Below are 15,270 nucleotides of genomic sequence, written 5' to 3'. Positions count from 1 at the left end.
AAAGTATTGAGTGGCACTATTATAACTATTAATAGCTCTGTAACTATTTAATGTAAAACCTTAACATTTTTTAACAGCGTTTGCTTTAATAGGTCTATAATTTTGTACGTTTACAGCCGTTAACATTAATGAACATAAATTATTATATATGAAATTGAATTGGAAGATTTTTTCACTTTTTTGCCTAACACTTTTATTTATTTCTTGCGGTAATGCAGACGATGATGTAAAGTTTGACTTTAACGATAAAGGTGAATTAGGAAAAGGAACAACCGTAGATGATTGCCTTGGTTTTGGCGAGAATGATCTAATATTATCTATACAAGAACAATACACAGCTAAACCCTCTAAAGTATCAGTGTTTTTTAAAGTATCTGACGCAGACGGCAACCCTGTAGTTGGCTTAGTAGAAGATGACTTTACAATATATGAACAAGGTAGAAATGATGACTGTTTTAATAGAATATCTACTACCGAGTCTTCAAAAGATATATCTCCTAACGGACAAATATTTAATAACAGCACATTACTTGTATTAGATTTAAGTAAAAGTGTATTAGATAGTAGTTTAGATGAATTAAAAGCTGCGTCTATTAGTTTTATAAATAATGTAATGCCAGAAGAAGACAAAAAAAGTGACTCTTTTAAAATGAGTATTCATTGGTTTGATGGTGAAGATAAATTACATGAACTAAACCCTTTAACTTCTTCTAGAGACGAGTTAATTGCTGCTATAGAAAGTATTACAGACAAAATTAGTTCTGATGCCTCTACAGATTTATATGGGGCAGCAATAAGATCTACAGATTTAGCTAGTAAATATTTAAAAGATAATACAGCAAAAGATGTTATTGGCGCAGCGTCTGTAGTTTTATTTACAGATGGTACAGACCAAGCGTCTAGATACACTAAAGCTGCTGCCTTAAAAAAGGTAACAGATGCAGATCCTAACATATCTTTCTTTTCTATTGGTTTGGGTAGTGAAATTGATACTGAAGTTTTAAAAGAACTTGGTAAAACATTTAGTGTATTTGCCACTAATAAAGAAGAGTTAGAAACTACATTTAACGAGATTTCTACTAAAATATCAGAAAGAGCTAATAGTTTTTACTTATTTGAGTACTGTACTCCTAAAAGAGATGGTAGTGGCACAAGTAACCTGGTAATACAAGTTAAAAAACAAAACAGAGAAGGCGCTGTACAAACCAAATTTAGCGCAGACGGTTTTACTGGTGGTTGCGGTCTATAATATTAATTTTATGAATTAAAAAGAGTTTCTAATTTAGAAGCTCTTTTTTTTTGCCTAAAAAGTAGGGTTTTCCTAGCTATAGTTGTTTTAATAATATACCAAGCAATTAGTATTTATACGAAATGCAATTGCAAACCAATTACTAACACTATAACATATAATAAAATGGGAATACTAAAAGAAATTATCCACGAAAGTGCCATTGGCAACAAACCAGCAATTTACAAAGCATTTGTAATAAGTGTATTTATTAGCATAGTATTAATTAGTTTTACAATGCTAACTGCAATACTTAGAAACCCACAACAAGTAATTACTGGATTTGGGTACTAATCATTTTTTAATACCAAACCATTTGTAAAAGTACCTTTACCTGTAGTTAAATCTATTAAATAACCATTAACAACTGCGTAAGCAATTTTACCATTTTTCTCTAAAAAGAAATTAGGATTTTTACCAGGTGTTAATCGTAACGTTTTAGGTAATACATAACCAGTATTAACTATATGTAAGGGTAATTTGGTACTTTTACCTTTACTAAGTATTGTAGCAACAGGAATATACATAAAACCTTCCTTTAAAAGAGAAAGTGCATTTAAACCTAAAAACTGATCTAAATTAGCTATTGTTTTAGGATATACTTTTGCAGGTACTATAGTATAACCTTTTGCATTAAAAGTAAAATACCCATAATAGGTAGATAAGTCTCCCTGATCTGCTATTCTACCTAAATTATAAAACTCGGTGTGTTTAGGGTTATCTATTTCTGTATGGTTAATTCCTATATCTAACTTGTATGTTTTACCTAACAAATTATAACTAACGTTAGTCATTTTTAAGTCGAACATTTTTCTATCGTTCTCAGGGATTTTATTATAATCATCTATAGGAATATTAGCATAGGACCCATTTGCAATAGTGTATATAGCAGATAATATAGATACGTAATTTAGCTTACGTACTTCTTGCTTCTCTATGTCATCATAATTACCACCAGATTCTATTAAAATAGCACTTGTACCCCATTTTTGTATATTATCACCAAAAGCACGCGGTTCAAAATCATCATTATAACGCCCTACTTGTCCTGGCGCATATTTTTGTATAATGCTATTCATAAACACAATTACCTTCATAGCATTACCACGTACGCTATTAATATCTTTTTCGTAGTTATAAGCAGGTGCTAAATAAGATATAGTTGCAGGTTTGTTTGTACGCTCTGCATTGTAGTACGTACTTTGGTCGTGTAAATTAAAGCCAAAATCTGCCTTAAGACTATCTCTAACTCTTTTTAAAACCCTACCCTCTGGAGATTGTAAATGCAAAGCATCTCTATTTATATCTATACCTAAAGTATTTCTACGAGTATAATACTCTGCTCCATCTGGATTAAGCATTGGTAAAAAGTGTAAAGTTAAGTTACTTAATATTTCTTTTTTTTCATCAGTAAAAGAATCTGCATTTAAAAAATTAAGAATATCAAAAATAGCTTGTGTAGCTGTAGGCTCATCTCCGTGCATCTGAGACCATAAAAAGACATTAATTTTACCTGTACCAATACTTACCAAAGATATACTACGTCCTTCTATAGACTCTCCTACTTTAGCAACCTTAAACTTAGTGTTGTTTGCAAACTTCTGCAATAATGGCTGTATGCTTTTATGTTTAATTCTACGCCCTTTTAAACTACCTTCTTTATATGTATCATAAGTACTATATAAACTACTAGTTATTTCTTTTTGTTGCGCATAACTATTAAATACAACACTTAAAGCAACCACAATGCTAAGGACTAAAGACTTCATACTATTATTAATTTATATTACTGCAAGATAATGAATGGTATTAAGTAAAATCCACTATTTTTGAAATAGAGATTAACCCATTCTAAAATGAAAAATTTAAAAAGAGTATTACTTGTTTTGTTAGTTGTTGTAATTGTAGCCGTTGTTTACAATTATCCAAAATTAAATATGATTTCTGGTTATGCAGTTAAAAACATGGCATCTAATGTTTTTATTGCAGATAGAACAGCTGAGGAAATTAATACCGTAGATAACAATGTACCATTAATAAAATTAGCAGACTCTAAGGTTGATAAAAATACCAAAAGTGCTACGTCTTCAGTTTTTGGATTAATGACGCGTAAAGCGGTTTACAGAGATGGTTTAGGGGCTGTTTTAATTAATGATGATTATGACCCAACTAAGTTTACGCTACAACCACATAGAAATTTTACAAAAACTAGTTTGCCTTTTCCTTATGGCGATAAAAAACAAAAAGACACTGTATTTACTACCGTAGACTATACTGCATTACAAAAAGCTATAGATATAGGTTTTTCTAACCCAGATATTCAAAAAACAAGAAGTACAATTGTTATTTACAAAGACCAGATTATTGCAGAAAATTATGCTGGCGGTTTTACGGCTGATACTAAAATTTTAGGTTGGTCTATGACAAAAAGTATTGTATCTACCTTATACGGAATATTGCAGTGTAAAGGAAAATTAAACGTTAACCAATTAGCTCCTATTCCTGAGTGGCAAAATGACGAAAGAAAAAACATCACTTACAATCATCTACTGCGTATGCAAAGTGGTTTAGAATGGGATGAAAACTACACAGAAATATCTGATGCTACTAAAATGCTTTTTTTAGAGTCTGATATGACTTTGGTTCAACAAAAAAAAGAAGCTATTGCTAAACCAACAGAAATTTGGAATTATTCTTCAGGTACATCTAACTTATTATCTGGTTTATTAAAAAAGAATTTTAAAACTCATCAAGAATATTTAGATTTTCCTTATGCTAGTTTAATAGATAAAATAGGAATGCACTCTATGTTAATTGAAGCAGATATGGAAGGTAATTACGTAGGTTCTTCTTATGGCTGGGCAACCACTAGAGATTGGGCTAAATTTGGATTACTATACTTACACAAAGGAAATTGGAATGGGGAAAGAATTTTTGATTCTGAGTGGGTAGACTATGTTTCTAAACCTACTGCACACTCAGACGGTACTTACGGTGGTCATTTTTGGTTAAATGCAGAAGGCAGGTTCCCTGATGTTCCTAAAGATATGTATTACGCTAGTGGTTACCAGGGACAGTATGTTTTTGTAATACCTTCTAAAGATTTAGTTGTTGTAAGAACCGGACTTGCAACATATCCTATTTTTGACTTAAATGGCTTTTTAGGAGCTGTTGTTAAAGCAGTAAAATAATAGAATAAGTTTAAAGTATAGATAAGCCTACAACATACTTATCTACACTAACCACATATTAGAACACGTTGACAACATAAAGTTTTACAAACCTTACAATCACTATATATTTGCTGTATAGTAAGTTAGAATAAAATTTTCATTTTCATATAGTGTTCTCGTAAAAAGAGTCTTGTTTTTGCCGACAAGACTCTTTTTCATTTTAAAAGCTTTTTATATAACACACTAATTAGCTTCAAGTTATTTTTAACTCCAAAAAAGAAACCATTTTTCTGTAGACCTAATAATTGTTTTTTATAACGAAATTAAGAGCACAAAGAGTCCCACAACATAAACTTCTATTTTGACCACAAAAAAGAGCTCTTTTACAACATAAAATTTTAAAACCTTTAAAGTCTATATATATTAGTAGTGTTATTAAAAAAGAATAAATTTTTCATTTTCATATAGTGTTCTCGTAAAAAGAGTCTTGTTTTTGCCGACAAGACTCTTTTTCATTTTAAATACTTTTTAATGAAAAAAATATCACTTAGTATATTCCTATTATTTATACCAAAAAAAAAAGTGCTCAATAATTATTGAACACTTTTAATATTAATAGATTTAGAAAATTAATCTTCTGGTGGATAACCGTGTATTTTTTCAAAATCTCTATCAAAATTCTCTCTTAAATAAGCTGTTAATCTCTTTTTGTAATCATCTTTTAACCAACTCAAAAAGTTAAATGTACTTCTGCTTATACACTTTGCGTACATTTGTATACGGTGATCTATATCACCATCTAATATTTTAGATAAAGCAAGAGCATCATAAACATCTTCACTGTTTTCTATACATATTTTTGCGTGCTGCTCTATAGAACGTTCTAAAACTACTTTAGACGATTCACCTCCAGAAACGGCACTTACATATGTTTCTTTTATATCAAAATAGACCTCTTCGGATTTTGCAAATTGCTCACGAATTTCCTCTGGCATCTCGTGCTTAAAGGTACTTTCTATATCTTCATCGTTCTTTAAACGATCCATATAAAAATTAGGGTTACTAAAGATTGTTTGCCAATCTAAATCTGCTCCCCAAGGTCCAAACCTATGGTAATTGTTACCTAAATCTATTACCGTAAATTTAGATTTATTATTTAAAATACGAGAACCACGACCAATCATCTGATAATACAATGTAAGAGATTTGGTTGCTCTGTTTAATATAATAGTGTCTATTGTAGGCTCATCAAAACCAGTAGTTAAAATACTCACAGATGTTAAAATGGCATCTGGAGTTTCTTTAAACCAGTTTAATATTTGTTTACGCTGTTTTTTTGTGGCCGTATTATCTAAATGCATTACAGGGTAGCCAGCATCTTTAAAAGTATAATATACTTGTATAGATGTGTTAATACCGTTATTAAAAATAAGTGTCTTTTTATTTTTAGAATGCTCTTTATAAGCCTCCATAAGCTTATCTAACATTGCTGTGCTAGAGTATAAATCTTCTGAAGATTTTACGGTATAATCACCATTAGAACCAATTTCTAACGATGTTAATCCCATATTATATTGGTGTACTTCTGCACGAGCCAAAAACTCGTTTTCTATAAGAGAACCAATGCTTTCACCTGTAATTAGCTCATCATAATTATCTTTCATTGGTAAGTTCTTGTTAGAACTTAAAGGTGTTGCTGTAACTCCTAAAATAAAAGATTTATCAAAAAATTTAAAAAGCTTAGTAAAAGAGTTGTAATGTGCCTCATCAATAATTACAAGACCAATGTCAGATATATCTAACATATCATCATTTAAACGATTGTTAAGGGTTTCTACCATTGCAACAAAACAACTATACCTTTCTTGGTCATCTAAATTTGCTGTACTGTTTACTACCTTACTAATTACACCAAAACTATCTAACATTTTAGACGTTTGGTTACACAGTTCTACACGGTGCGTCATAATTAACACCTTTTTTTGGTGGTGCTTAAGGTACTGTCTTACTATTTCAGAAAATATAACAGTTTTACCACCACCTGTAGGCAATTGGTATAGTAAATGATGGTCATCTGGAGCAGACTCAAAGCGCTCAAAAATCTCATTTAAAGCTCCTTTTTGGTAGTCATAAAGCTCTTTGTCTGTCTTCTTTTCTTGTAATTCGAAAGCAGTCTTCGTCATAGTATCCATTTCTATTGGGCTGCAAAAATACATTCTTTAGCGCGCTTTTAACGAATAATTAGCGAAAAAACTATTCACAAATTTCAAAAAAATATAGATATAGTAAAAATTAAGACTTTTTTCCTATTCGGTTAGAGAATCTAGAAAATATCATAATTTTTTTCTTGGTATTAATAAAATAAACTCCTGTTAAAAGTATTACTGCGGCCGCAACAGATTGTGCTGTAATAGTTTCATCTAAAAAATACCATCCTAAAAGTAATGCTATAATTGGGTTTACATAGGTAGAAGTTGCAACTTTTTCTGGTGATACAAACTTTAATAAATAATTAAAAGAGGTAAATGCAACTATACTACCAAAAACAATTAAAAGTAGCATTGCCATTTGTGTTTTTCCTTCCCATTCTGTTGGTAATGACCAAGTTTCACCAAAATAAAAACTAGCAATTAATAAAAAGAAACCACCTGATAACATTTGATAACCAGTATTTACAAAATAATTTTTAGGCAAGTCATACTTAGCAACAAACAAGCTACCACTAGACCAACTAATCATACAAATAAATATCATTATCATACCTAAAAGAGATCCTTCCTGGTTAACAACTTGTTTTTGACTTACCAATAAGTAGATACCAATAATGCCTAAAACAACACCAACAATAGACATTGGTTTTATTTTTTTACCCTGAAAAATTCTCATTAACAATAAAACCACTAGTGGTTGTGCAGATATTTCTAATGCAGCAAAACCACTATCTACATAACGTAAAGCCCACACCACTACTCCGTTTCCTAAAGCTAAAAATAAAAAGCCAGCTATTACTGTATTTAGCAATTGTTTTGCTGTTACTTTTATTTCTATTTTTAAAAATTTACTTATAATAAAAACTAGTAAACCAGCAGTAATAAAACGTATTGCCGCTAACATAAAAGGTGGCAACTCTGTTACAGCAATTTTATTTAATAAATAGGTAGATCCCCAAATTACATAAATAGAGAAAAAAGCCAGTATTATTAAGGTGGTGTTAGAGGATTTATTCATTATAAAAACAACTAGTTTAGAAAAGCACAAAAATAAGTATAACTTTTAAGTTTATAAGAGTAAAATAAAGTCTTAATATAAGTTCTTAACATACATCAATGTAAAATATAGTATAGGTACTTAAATTTGCATTATACTAACATATGGTTATGAAAACAATACTACATAAAGCAGATACAAGAGGACACGCAAACCACGGTTGGTTAAACTCTTACCACACCTTTAGCTTTGCTAATTACCAAGATACAGAACGTATGAATTTTGGTGCATTACGTGTATTAAATGATGATACCGTTACAGAAGGCAGAGGCTTTGGAACTCACCCACATAAAAATATGGAAATAATTTCTATACCATTAATGGGCGATTTACAGCACCAAGACAATATGGGTAATTCTACAGTAATTAAAGAAGGAGACATACAAGTTATGAGCGCTGGTACTGGAGTTATGCATAGTGAACATAACAAAAACCTAGATAAAGCTGTTCAGTTTTTGCAAATTTGGATTATTCCTAATACAGAAAATGTTAACCCTAGATATGATCAAATTTCTACAGCAGATCTACATAAACCTAATAAGTTATACCAAATATTGTCTCCTAATAAAGAAGATGCCGGTGTATGGATATACCAAGATGTTTGGTTTAATTTAGGTGATTTTACTAATGATACAACTACTACCTATACCATAAACAAAAAGGGCAATGGTATATATGCTTTTGTTTTAGAGGGTGATATAGAAATTGAAAATCAACAGTTAAATAAGCGTGATGGTTTTGGTCTTTGGGAAACAGACAGTATTACCATAAATGCTAGTAAAAACAGTAAATTATTACTGATGGAAGTTCCTATGTTTTTTTAATTACTGATTAGGTATACTATTCTGCTTAGCTAAATCTTTACGTATTCTACTTAAACTCTCTGGGGTTATTCCTAAGTAGGAAGCAATCATCCACTGTGGAACACGTAACAAAACATCTGGATACAATTTTACAAACTCTAAATATCTTGATTTTGCAGATGCTCCTAAAAGCAAATGTATTCTTCTGTTTAAATGACGAATGTGATTGTGTAGTAATTTTTCATTTTTTTTTCTAAATGAAGGATTTAATTTTGCTACTAACTCTATAAAATCTTCATCTAATAATACTACAGTTGTATCCTCTAAAGCATCTATAAAATAGTTTGATGGTTCTTTAAAATATACACTATCTCTATCTGTAACAAACCAATTTTCTGTACCAAATTGCAGAATATTTTCTTTGCCATTTTCATCTAATCCGTACAAGCGTAAAACACCTTTTTCTACATAAAATGTATGCAGACATACATCGCCATATTTTAGAATTTGTTCTCCCTTAAAAACAACTTTACTTTTTATGTGAGGCTCTAATTGCTTGTAGGTAGTAGTATCCACTCCCATTTTATCAAAAAGATATGTTTTAAAGTTTTGTAACATTTTGGTCTAAAATATAATTTTTAATCACGAATTGATCTTTAAAACCTAATTTTAAATATAAGTTTTTCCCCATACTTGAGGCTTGTAAAGTTATATACTCAACTTTATATTCTATACTCTTATTTATAAGTAATTTCATAATACTTTCTGCAAATCCTTTTCTTCTCATTTCTGGCGGTATACCTACAGAATGTATCCCCATTACATTGTTAGTTTTATATAACATAGCCGTACCTACAGCAACTCCGTCTTTATACGCAATATAATATATAATGTTTTTTAATGTTTCTTGTATTGTAATAGGACTAATTTTATACCCAAATGACTTAGCAAATATAGTCGACCAAAGTTTAGTATCGTTAATACTTGTAACCTGTTTTATTTTTACATTATTATTGATAACAAAGGATTTATTAACTTTTAAGAACATACCCACTTGCTCAAATTTTAACCTAAAGCCATTACGTATTAAAATAGTATCATCATCTTTATCATAAATGTTCCATAAAGGAACCGTTATATTTTTTGAAATAGTTGTTAATTTTATTTTTAACTCATCTACTATTCCCTGTGTTATATTTTGTTGTAGCCATAATCTATTTGGCCATTCAGAATCTTTAATCTCACAATACTCAAAGTTCAATTCTCTCTTATAGGAACCAAATGCAACTCCAACGGTTCTCCACAGTGATATTAAATTATTTAAGTTACTATTTATTAAGTCTTGTTCTTTTTTCATTTTATATTAATTAAAATAATTCCAAACATCATTACGAAAAACCCTAATAATCTTTTAAATGTTAAAGGTTCTAATGGTAAATTTAACCATCCAAAATGCCCTGCAATAATAGAGAATGTTAACTGTCCAAATAAGCCAAAAGATATCATTGTAGATATTCCTAATTTAGGAATAGTATAATAGTACAGGCTTATTCCTAAGACGCTAAACAAACCTCCTGAAAACCATAGATAAATAGGTATTTGCTTTAAGTCTGACGCATTAGGTAAACTTTTAGTACTAAGTAACACAAAAATTATGGCAAAAATTGTACTAGTTAAAAAAGCAATTACAGATGCTAATAATGGATTCTTTAACAAAACACTTAAAGTTGAATTTAAAGCTCCTTGAGCTGCTAAAAACACACCTCCAATTATTGCCAAAACAGAAAAAGTAGTCTGATTCATATAACCTGAAATAATTGATTAAACGATTTCCTAACTTTTAAACGATTTTGCGTATAATCTTCGCTTGAACGATAACCAATAGTTGCAATTACAGCGGCATTTAGCCCTTGTTCAGAAAGCTCTAATATGTCATTATACTTTTTAGATTCAAAACCCTCCATAGGACACGAATCAATTTTTAATTCTGCACATGCACTTAATAAAATCCCTAACCCTAAATAAGTCTGCCTAAAGGTCCAATTAAAGACTTCAGATACTGTCATTTCTTTTAATTTTTCCTTTATAAAATCTCCGTAATTATTTAAGCTTGTTGCATCAATACCTTGAGTCTCTGCAGTACGCTTTATAAAATCATTTATATTTTGGTCGCTTACGCTGGTGTAATTACAAAAAACAATCAAATGAGATGCATCTGTAACTTGGTCTTGATTCCAAGAGGCGATTTTTAATCTCTTCTTTAATTCAGCTTTTTCAATAATTATAACTTTATATAATTGTAACCCGTATGAAGATGGTGTAAGTTTTATAGCCTCTTTTAATTGATTTAAATGTTCTTGAGATACTCTTTTAGTTGAATCAAATTTTTTAGTTGCATAACGCCATTTTAAGTTTTTTATATATTCCATAATAGTTTTGTTTTAAATTATAAAGCAAAACTATTACGGAAAAAAACCTCTGGCATTTACATATGTTGATTCTAAAAATTATTTTTTAAATCTTTACGAATTCTACTAAGTTGAGTTGGAGTAATTCCTAAATGAGATGCTAAATAAGATTGTTTTATCCTTTCTTGAATGTTTGGGTGCTTTAATAGTAAGTCCAAGTATCTCTTGGTGGCATTCTCCATAACAAGAGATACTTCTCTTTCTTCTTTTTCCACAACCCAGTTATTTTCTAAATAAGCGATATACATATTTTTTAAATCACTATTTGTATCTATAAAATGTCTGTATTTTTTGTAATTAATACTAATAAGAGTAGTATTTTCTATAGCTTCTATGGTAAAACTTGAAGGTTTATTTAGTAAAAATGAAACTGTTGATCCAGCAAAATCAGTTTCTAAAAAAATATTTTTACTATACAGGTTGCCATTATAATCTGTAACATATGCCCTTAAGGCTCCTTTACATACAAAATATATGTTTTTAGCAATCTGTCCGTTTTCAAGTAAAACATCATCCTTTTGTAATTCCTTAAATGTAACTATTGACTTTATTAAATTCCAAGATTCTTCGGTGATTTGATTATAACTTTCAAATTTTAATCTTAGTTCTGAAATGTATTTATCCTCCATCAAAAGCTATTATATTTAAGCAACTCATTAATTTTATAAAAACTTAACTATTTCAACCTATTAAATTGAATTAACCTACAAATAATATTATTTTTATTTATATAATTACTAACTCTTATCATAAAAAAGATAATTTTAGAATATTATTTTTTGAAAAATTAATACTTTTTTATTCTTTTCTTTTCTATCTACAACAGGATAAAACACAATAGCATAACCATTTTCTACTGTTTTATTTACGCTAGATAAAATTAGATTAGACTCTTTTAACTCTAATACTATATTATTAACCAAGTCTTTGTAACCTTTTACATCTTTACTATAAAAAAGTTCTAAAATTTCATCATTTTTTATTGTTATCCATCCATTACCAAATTCCGTATTAAACCTAACTACAAAAGTATTTTCATTAATTTGTACAGGGTTCCAAGTATTATAAAACCTATCTTTAATATCTATTAGAGTTTTAGAGGTACAAACATTATTTGGCGTTATAGTTTCTATACTAATTTTACCTTCTTCTTCACTTAAAACGTAAGAGTTAGACTCAAAAGATAGACTAATAATTTGCCTAAAATAATTTGTAGTAGCATTTAGCTCTCTACTTCTTAACTCAACTCCTTTTTCATCTATTTGCCTATGTAACCACGTACTACCTTTGCTACTTAACAAATGTATTTCATCTCTACCTATAAATATGTTATTGTTTCTTGGGAGTGGAACCTTTTTATTATGCTTCTTTTTTAGAATACCATTTTTAAATTCTATTGCTAAAAGTTTGTCTGGCTTTTTGTCGTTCCAAATATCTACGTCATAAAATATTGAAAACTGATTATAAACTCCAATAAACTTACCTGTAAAAGGTCTATTACCTTTAGGTAGTTTAGTTTCTTCTCTATTAAAAATAGGTATACTAACTTCTAATTCTTTATTTGGATGATATGGAACAACAGATACATAGTTTTCTAAAGACGGACTAAGAAATAAGCTTGGTAAAATGCCATCATCTTCTATAAAGCTTTCTACCTTTCCATTGTCATCTATAATAGTGTATACTAAATTATATCCTCCGTCTTCATTATAAATATAATTAGCCAATAAAGTTTGTTCCTTACAACAAATACTACTTTTTACTGATATCTCGTTATTAGTTTCTAATGTAGTAACAACACCAAAACTCAACTCCTGATTAGTAATATTAAAAGGTGATGTTTTCTCTATATTTTTCATACACTAACATATTGTTTTACCACTTCATTCGTTGCAATCTAACTGCATTTAAAATTGCCAATAAAGCTACACCAACATCTGCAAAAACAGCTTCCCACATTGTTGCTAAACCACCAGCTCCTAAAAGCAAAACAATAATTTTTACTCCAAAAGCTAATGCTATGTTTTGCCATACTATTGCTCTTGTAGATTTACCAATTTTTATAGCTTGCACTATTTTATAAGGTTGATCTGTTTGAATAATAACATCTGCTGTTTCTATAGCAACATCACTACCTAAACCACCCATTGCAATACCAACATCACTAACGACAAGCACAGGAGCATCATTAATACCATCACCAACAAAAGCTACAACAGCGTTAGGGTTGGTCATAATTTCTTCAACTTCTTTAAGCTTCTGCTCTGGTAACAAACCACCTTTAGCTCTTAGAACATTAATTTCTTTTGCTACTTTTTTAGTAATAGAATCTCTATCTCCAGAAAACATATAAAAATCTTTTACGCCAACTTTATAAGCTTCAGAAATAGTCTCTTTTGCGTCTTCTTTAATTTCATCTGCGATAATAACATAACCTGCAAATTGGCCATCTATTGCTATTAAAACACTAGACTCTACAATATCCTCTATCTCTGTTAATGCATCTATTTTATAGTCTAATAATAAGGCCGCGTTACCTACCAAAACTTTTTTATTATTAACAATACCTTTTAAGCCTTTTCCTGCAATTTCTTGGGTATCTGTTGCTTTAAACGTTTCATCTAACGGATAATCTAAAAGTGCTTGTGCTATTGGGTGTGTAGATGTAGCTTCTAATGCTAGTACATACTGCATCATTTTTTTTTCTTCCATAATTAAAGTATGGATTTCCTGAATTTTAAACACACCTTTTGTTATGGTCCCCGTTTTATCCATAACCAATGTATTTACCTTTGCCATTGTATCCAAAAAGGAAGCCCCTTTAAATAGAATTCCATTTTTAGATGCTGCTCCTAATCCTCCAAAATAACCCAAAGGAATAGAAATAACCAATGCACAAGGACAAGATATAACCAAGAAAATTAGTGCTCTATACAACCAATCTTTAAACACATAATTATCTACAAAAAAATACGGAAACAAGGTTAAAGCAATAGCCAAAAACACAACAATTGGTGTGTAGACTTTTGCAAATTTTCTAATAAATAATTCGGTTTTAGATTTACGATCCGTAGCATTTTGAACCAACTCTAAAATACGCGCTATAGAGCTATCTTTAAATTCTTTAGTAGCTTTTATCTCTATTAAGTCTTGTAAATTAATACTACCTGCATACACTGCATCATTTACACCAATTGTATCTGGTTTACTTTCACCCGTTATAGCAGCTGTATTTAAAGATGCTTTAGCAGACAACAACATACCATCTACTGGTACTTTTTCTCCAGATCTTACCTGTATTGTTTCTCCTATTTTTATATCATCTGGTGAAACAGAAACATATTCGCTATCTCTAAACACTAAGGCTTCTTTAGGCCTAACATCTAACAATGCTTGTATATTGCTTTTTGCTCTTGTTACCGCTGCACTTTGGAACAGCTCACCAACAGCATAAAAAAGCATTACGGCAACACCTTCTGGATATTCTCCTATTGCAAAAGCGCCTATTGTAGCAATAGACATTAGTAAAAATTCTGTAAAATAATTTCCTTTTTTTATACTTAACCAGCCTTCTTTTACAACTGGTAAACCTACCGGTAAATAAGCAACTGTATACCAAATTACTCGTACCCATCCTTTAAAAAAGGAAACAAAGTTAAAATAGTCTGCTGCAATACCAATAAACAGCATAGCAAAACTAACTATTGCTGGTATATATACTTTTATACCAGAATTTGCATTAGAATGACTGTGATTGTGTGTATGGTTGTGTGTATTTTTTTCTAGATCTTTTAACTCTTTTCTCTCTTTCATATTCAAATTTCTATAAAATATACGTGCAACAATAGTGCATTGGACTTAACTACATTTGTTACATATTCCTTTTACTACCAAATTTGCATTTTCTGCAATAAAGCCATCTGGAACTTTTATTTGTGGAATTTTATGATCTGTTAAACAGACCGTTTCTTCACAATTATTACAATGAAAGTGTAAGTGCAAATCTGTTTCCAGTTCGCACTTACAATTTGTTTCGCATAAAGCATATTTAGTTCCTGTAGACCCATCATTTATTTGATGAACAACACCTTTACTTTCAAACGTTTTTACTGTTCTATATAAAGTAGTTCTATCTACTTTATCAAAAGCATTTTCTATATCACTAAGTGTAACAGCGCTCTTTTTTTCTGCTAAAAACTTATAAATTAAGAGTCTCATTGCTGTTACCCTAATTCCTTTTTTTGCTAAGTGTTGCTCTATAGTTTTCATAT

Annotated in this window: 15 protein-coding genes; 4 read left to right on the top strand and 11 right to left on the bottom strand. The window is 29.9% G+C overall.

The window, feature by feature from the left end; translation table 11 throughout:
• The first annotated feature begins 148 nt into the window (after positions 1-148).
• Complete coding sequence (locus Q4487_RS02010) at positions 149-1,249, top strand: VWA domain-containing protein (RefSeq protein WP_303542777.1); 1,101 nt, start codon at positions 149-151, stop codon at positions 1,247-1,249.
• A 165-nt stretch (positions 1,250-1,414) separates the two neighbouring features.
• On the top strand, positions 1,415-1,582 hold the full coding sequence (locus tag Q4487_RS02005; RefSeq protein ID WP_157811133.1) for a hypothetical protein: 168 nt from the start codon (positions 1,415-1,417) through the stop codon (positions 1,580-1,582).
• Here the strand turns inward: Q4487_RS02005 and Q4487_RS02000 are convergent.
• Positions 1,579-3,057 carry a M14 metallopeptidase family protein gene (locus Q4487_RS02000; protein ID WP_303542775.1) on the bottom strand — a complete coding sequence of 493 codons (1,479 nt, stop codon included), beginning with the start codon at positions 3,055-3,057 and terminating at the stop codon, positions 1,579-1,581. The genes Q4487_RS02005 and Q4487_RS02000 overlap by 4 nt on opposite strands.
• A gap of 87 nt (positions 3,058-3,144) precedes the next feature.
• On the opposite strand from Q4487_RS02000, the gene Q4487_RS01995 reads away from it, so the two are divergent.
• The gene (locus tag Q4487_RS01995) at positions 3,145-4,479 is read left to right on the top strand and encodes a serine hydrolase (RefSeq protein ID WP_303542773.1); all 1,335 of its coding nucleotides are present in this window, start codon (positions 3,145-3,147) and stop codon (positions 4,477-4,479) included.
• Between the two features lie 611 nt (positions 4,480-5,090).
• Here the strand turns inward: Q4487_RS01995 and Q4487_RS01990 are convergent.
• Both Q4487_RS01990 and Q4487_RS01985 read right to left on the bottom strand, forming a co-directional pair.
• Positions 5,091-6,644 (bottom strand): DEAD/DEAH box helicase, encoded by a 1,554-nt coding sequence (locus Q4487_RS01990; RefSeq protein WP_198519440.1) that lies wholly within the window; start codon positions 6,642-6,644, stop codon positions 5,091-5,093.
• Between the two features lie 109 nt (positions 6,645-6,753).
• Positions 6,754-7,689: an EamA family transporter gene (locus Q4487_RS01985; protein ID WP_100896087.1), complete on the bottom strand. Its 936-nt coding sequence runs from the start codon at positions 7,687-7,689 to the stop codon at positions 6,754-6,756.
• Positions 7,690-7,838: 149 nt separating this feature from the next.
• On the opposite strand from Q4487_RS01985, the gene Q4487_RS01980 reads away from it, so the two are divergent.
• The gene (locus Q4487_RS01980; protein ID WP_303542769.1) at positions 7,839-8,552 is read left to right on the top strand and encodes a pirin family protein; all 714 of its coding nucleotides are present in this window, start codon (positions 7,839-7,841) and stop codon (positions 8,550-8,552) included.
• Here the strand turns inward: Q4487_RS01980 and Q4487_RS01975 are convergent, their stop codons facing one another.
• From Q4487_RS01975 to Q4487_RS01940, 8 genes are all read right to left on the bottom strand, one after another.
• Positions 8,553-9,149, bottom strand: a complete 597-nt coding sequence (locus Q4487_RS01975) for a Crp/Fnr family transcriptional regulator (protein ID WP_303542767.1) — start codon at positions 9,147-9,149, stop codon at positions 8,553-8,555.
• Entirely contained in the window at positions 9,133-9,888 is a 756-nt protein-coding gene (locus Q4487_RS01970; protein WP_303542765.1) for a GNAT family N-acetyltransferase, read from the bottom strand. The genes Q4487_RS01975 and Q4487_RS01970 overlap by 17 nt, the downstream gene beginning before the upstream one ends.
• On the bottom strand, positions 9,885-10,334 hold the full coding sequence (locus tag Q4487_RS01965) for a DMT family transporter (protein WP_100896091.1): 450 nt from the start codon (positions 10,332-10,334) through the stop codon (positions 9,885-9,887). Before Q4487_RS01965 ends, Q4487_RS01970 begins: the two co-directional genes overlap by 4 nt.
• Complete coding sequence (locus Q4487_RS01960) at positions 10,331-10,960, bottom strand: NAD(P)H-dependent oxidoreductase (protein WP_100896092.1); 630 nt, start codon at positions 10,958-10,960, stop codon at positions 10,331-10,333. The genes Q4487_RS01965 and Q4487_RS01960 overlap by 4 nt, the downstream gene beginning before the upstream one ends.
• A 71-nt stretch (positions 10,961-11,031) precedes the next feature.
• Positions 11,032-11,628, bottom strand: a complete 597-nt coding sequence (locus Q4487_RS01955; protein ID WP_303542838.1) for a Crp/Fnr family transcriptional regulator — start codon at positions 11,626-11,628, stop codon at positions 11,032-11,034.
• A 135-nt stretch (positions 11,629-11,763) separates the two neighbouring features.
• The gene (locus tag Q4487_RS01950; protein ID WP_303542760.1) at positions 11,764-12,858 is read right to left on the bottom strand and encodes a hypothetical protein; all 1,095 of its coding nucleotides are present in this window, start codon (positions 12,856-12,858) and stop codon (positions 11,764-11,766) included.
• 16 nt (positions 12,859-12,874) lie between these two features.
• Positions 12,875-14,812: a heavy metal translocating P-type ATPase gene (locus Q4487_RS01945; protein WP_303542758.1), complete on the bottom strand. Its 1,938-nt coding sequence runs from the start codon at positions 14,810-14,812 to the stop codon at positions 12,875-12,877.
• 45 nt (positions 14,813-14,857) lie between these two features.
• A complete protein-coding gene (locus Q4487_RS01940; RefSeq protein WP_303542756.1) occupies positions 14,858-15,268 on the bottom strand; it encodes a Fur family transcriptional regulator in 411 nt (136 codons plus the stop codon).
• Between the last annotated feature and the right edge of the window lie 2 nt (positions 15,269-15,270).

Source organism: Cellulophaga sp. 3_MG-2023 (assembly GCF_030546975.1).
GTDB lineage: Bacteria > Bacteroidota > Bacteroidia > Flavobacteriales > Flavobacteriaceae > Cellulophaga.
Note: the sequence above shows the minus strand (reverse complement) of the source record. Positions and strands in the feature narration are given on the sequence as shown.

What these genes read in the sequence shown, in the direction of transcription:
- Q4487_RS02010 (WP_303542777.1), top strand. Translation starts at nt 149, where the DNA reads ATGAAATTGAATTGGAAGATTTTTTCACTTTTTTGCCTAACACTTTTA.
- Q4487_RS02005 (WP_157811133.1), top strand. Translation starts at nt 1,415, where the DNA reads ATGGGAATACTAAAAGAAATTATCCACGAAAGTGCCATTGGCAACAAA.
- Q4487_RS02000 (WP_303542775.1), bottom strand. Translation starts at nt 3,057, where the DNA reads ATGAAGTCTTTAGTCCTTAGCATTGTGGTTGCTTTAAGTGTTGTATTT.
- Q4487_RS01995 (WP_303542773.1), top strand. Translation starts at nt 3,145, where the DNA reads ATGAAAAATTTAAAAAGAGTATTACTTGTTTTGTTAGTTGTTGTAATT.
- Q4487_RS01990 (WP_198519440.1), bottom strand. Translation starts at nt 6,644, where the DNA reads ATGACGAAGACTGCTTTCGAATTACAAGAAAAGAAGACAGACAAAGAG.
- Q4487_RS01985 (WP_100896087.1), bottom strand. Translation starts at nt 7,689, where the DNA reads ATGAATAAATCCTCTAACACCACCTTAATAATACTGGCTTTTTTCTCT.
- Q4487_RS01980 (WP_303542769.1), top strand. Translation starts at nt 7,839, where the DNA reads ATGAAAACAATACTACATAAAGCAGATACAAGAGGACACGCAAACCAC.
- Q4487_RS01975 (WP_303542767.1), bottom strand. Translation starts at nt 9,149, where the DNA reads ATGTTACAAAACTTTAAAACATATCTTTTTGATAAAATGGGAGTGGAT.
- Q4487_RS01970 (WP_303542765.1), bottom strand. Translation starts at nt 9,888, where the DNA reads ATGAAAAAAGAACAAGACTTAATAAATAGTAACTTAAATAATTTAATA.
- Q4487_RS01965 (WP_100896091.1), bottom strand. Translation starts at nt 10,334, where the DNA reads ATGAATCAGACTACTTTTTCTGTTTTGGCAATAATTGGAGGTGTGTTT.
- Q4487_RS01960 (WP_100896092.1), bottom strand. Translation starts at nt 10,960, where the DNA reads ATGGAATATATAAAAAACTTAAAATGGCGTTATGCAACTAAAAAATTT.
- Q4487_RS01955 (WP_303542838.1), bottom strand. Translation starts at nt 11,628, where the DNA reads ATGGAGGATAAATACATTTCAGAACTAAGATTAAAATTTGAAAGTTAT.
- Q4487_RS01950 (WP_303542760.1), bottom strand. Translation starts at nt 12,858, where the DNA reads ATGAAAAATATAGAGAAAACATCACCTTTTAATATTACTAATCAGGAG.
- Q4487_RS01945 (WP_303542758.1), bottom strand. Translation starts at nt 14,812, where the DNA reads ATGAAAGAGAGAAAAGAGTTAAAAGATCTAGAAAAAAATACACACAAC.
- Q4487_RS01940 (WP_303542756.1), bottom strand. Translation starts at nt 15,268, where the DNA reads ATGAAAACTATAGAGCAACACTTAGCAAAAAAAGGAATTAGGGTAACA.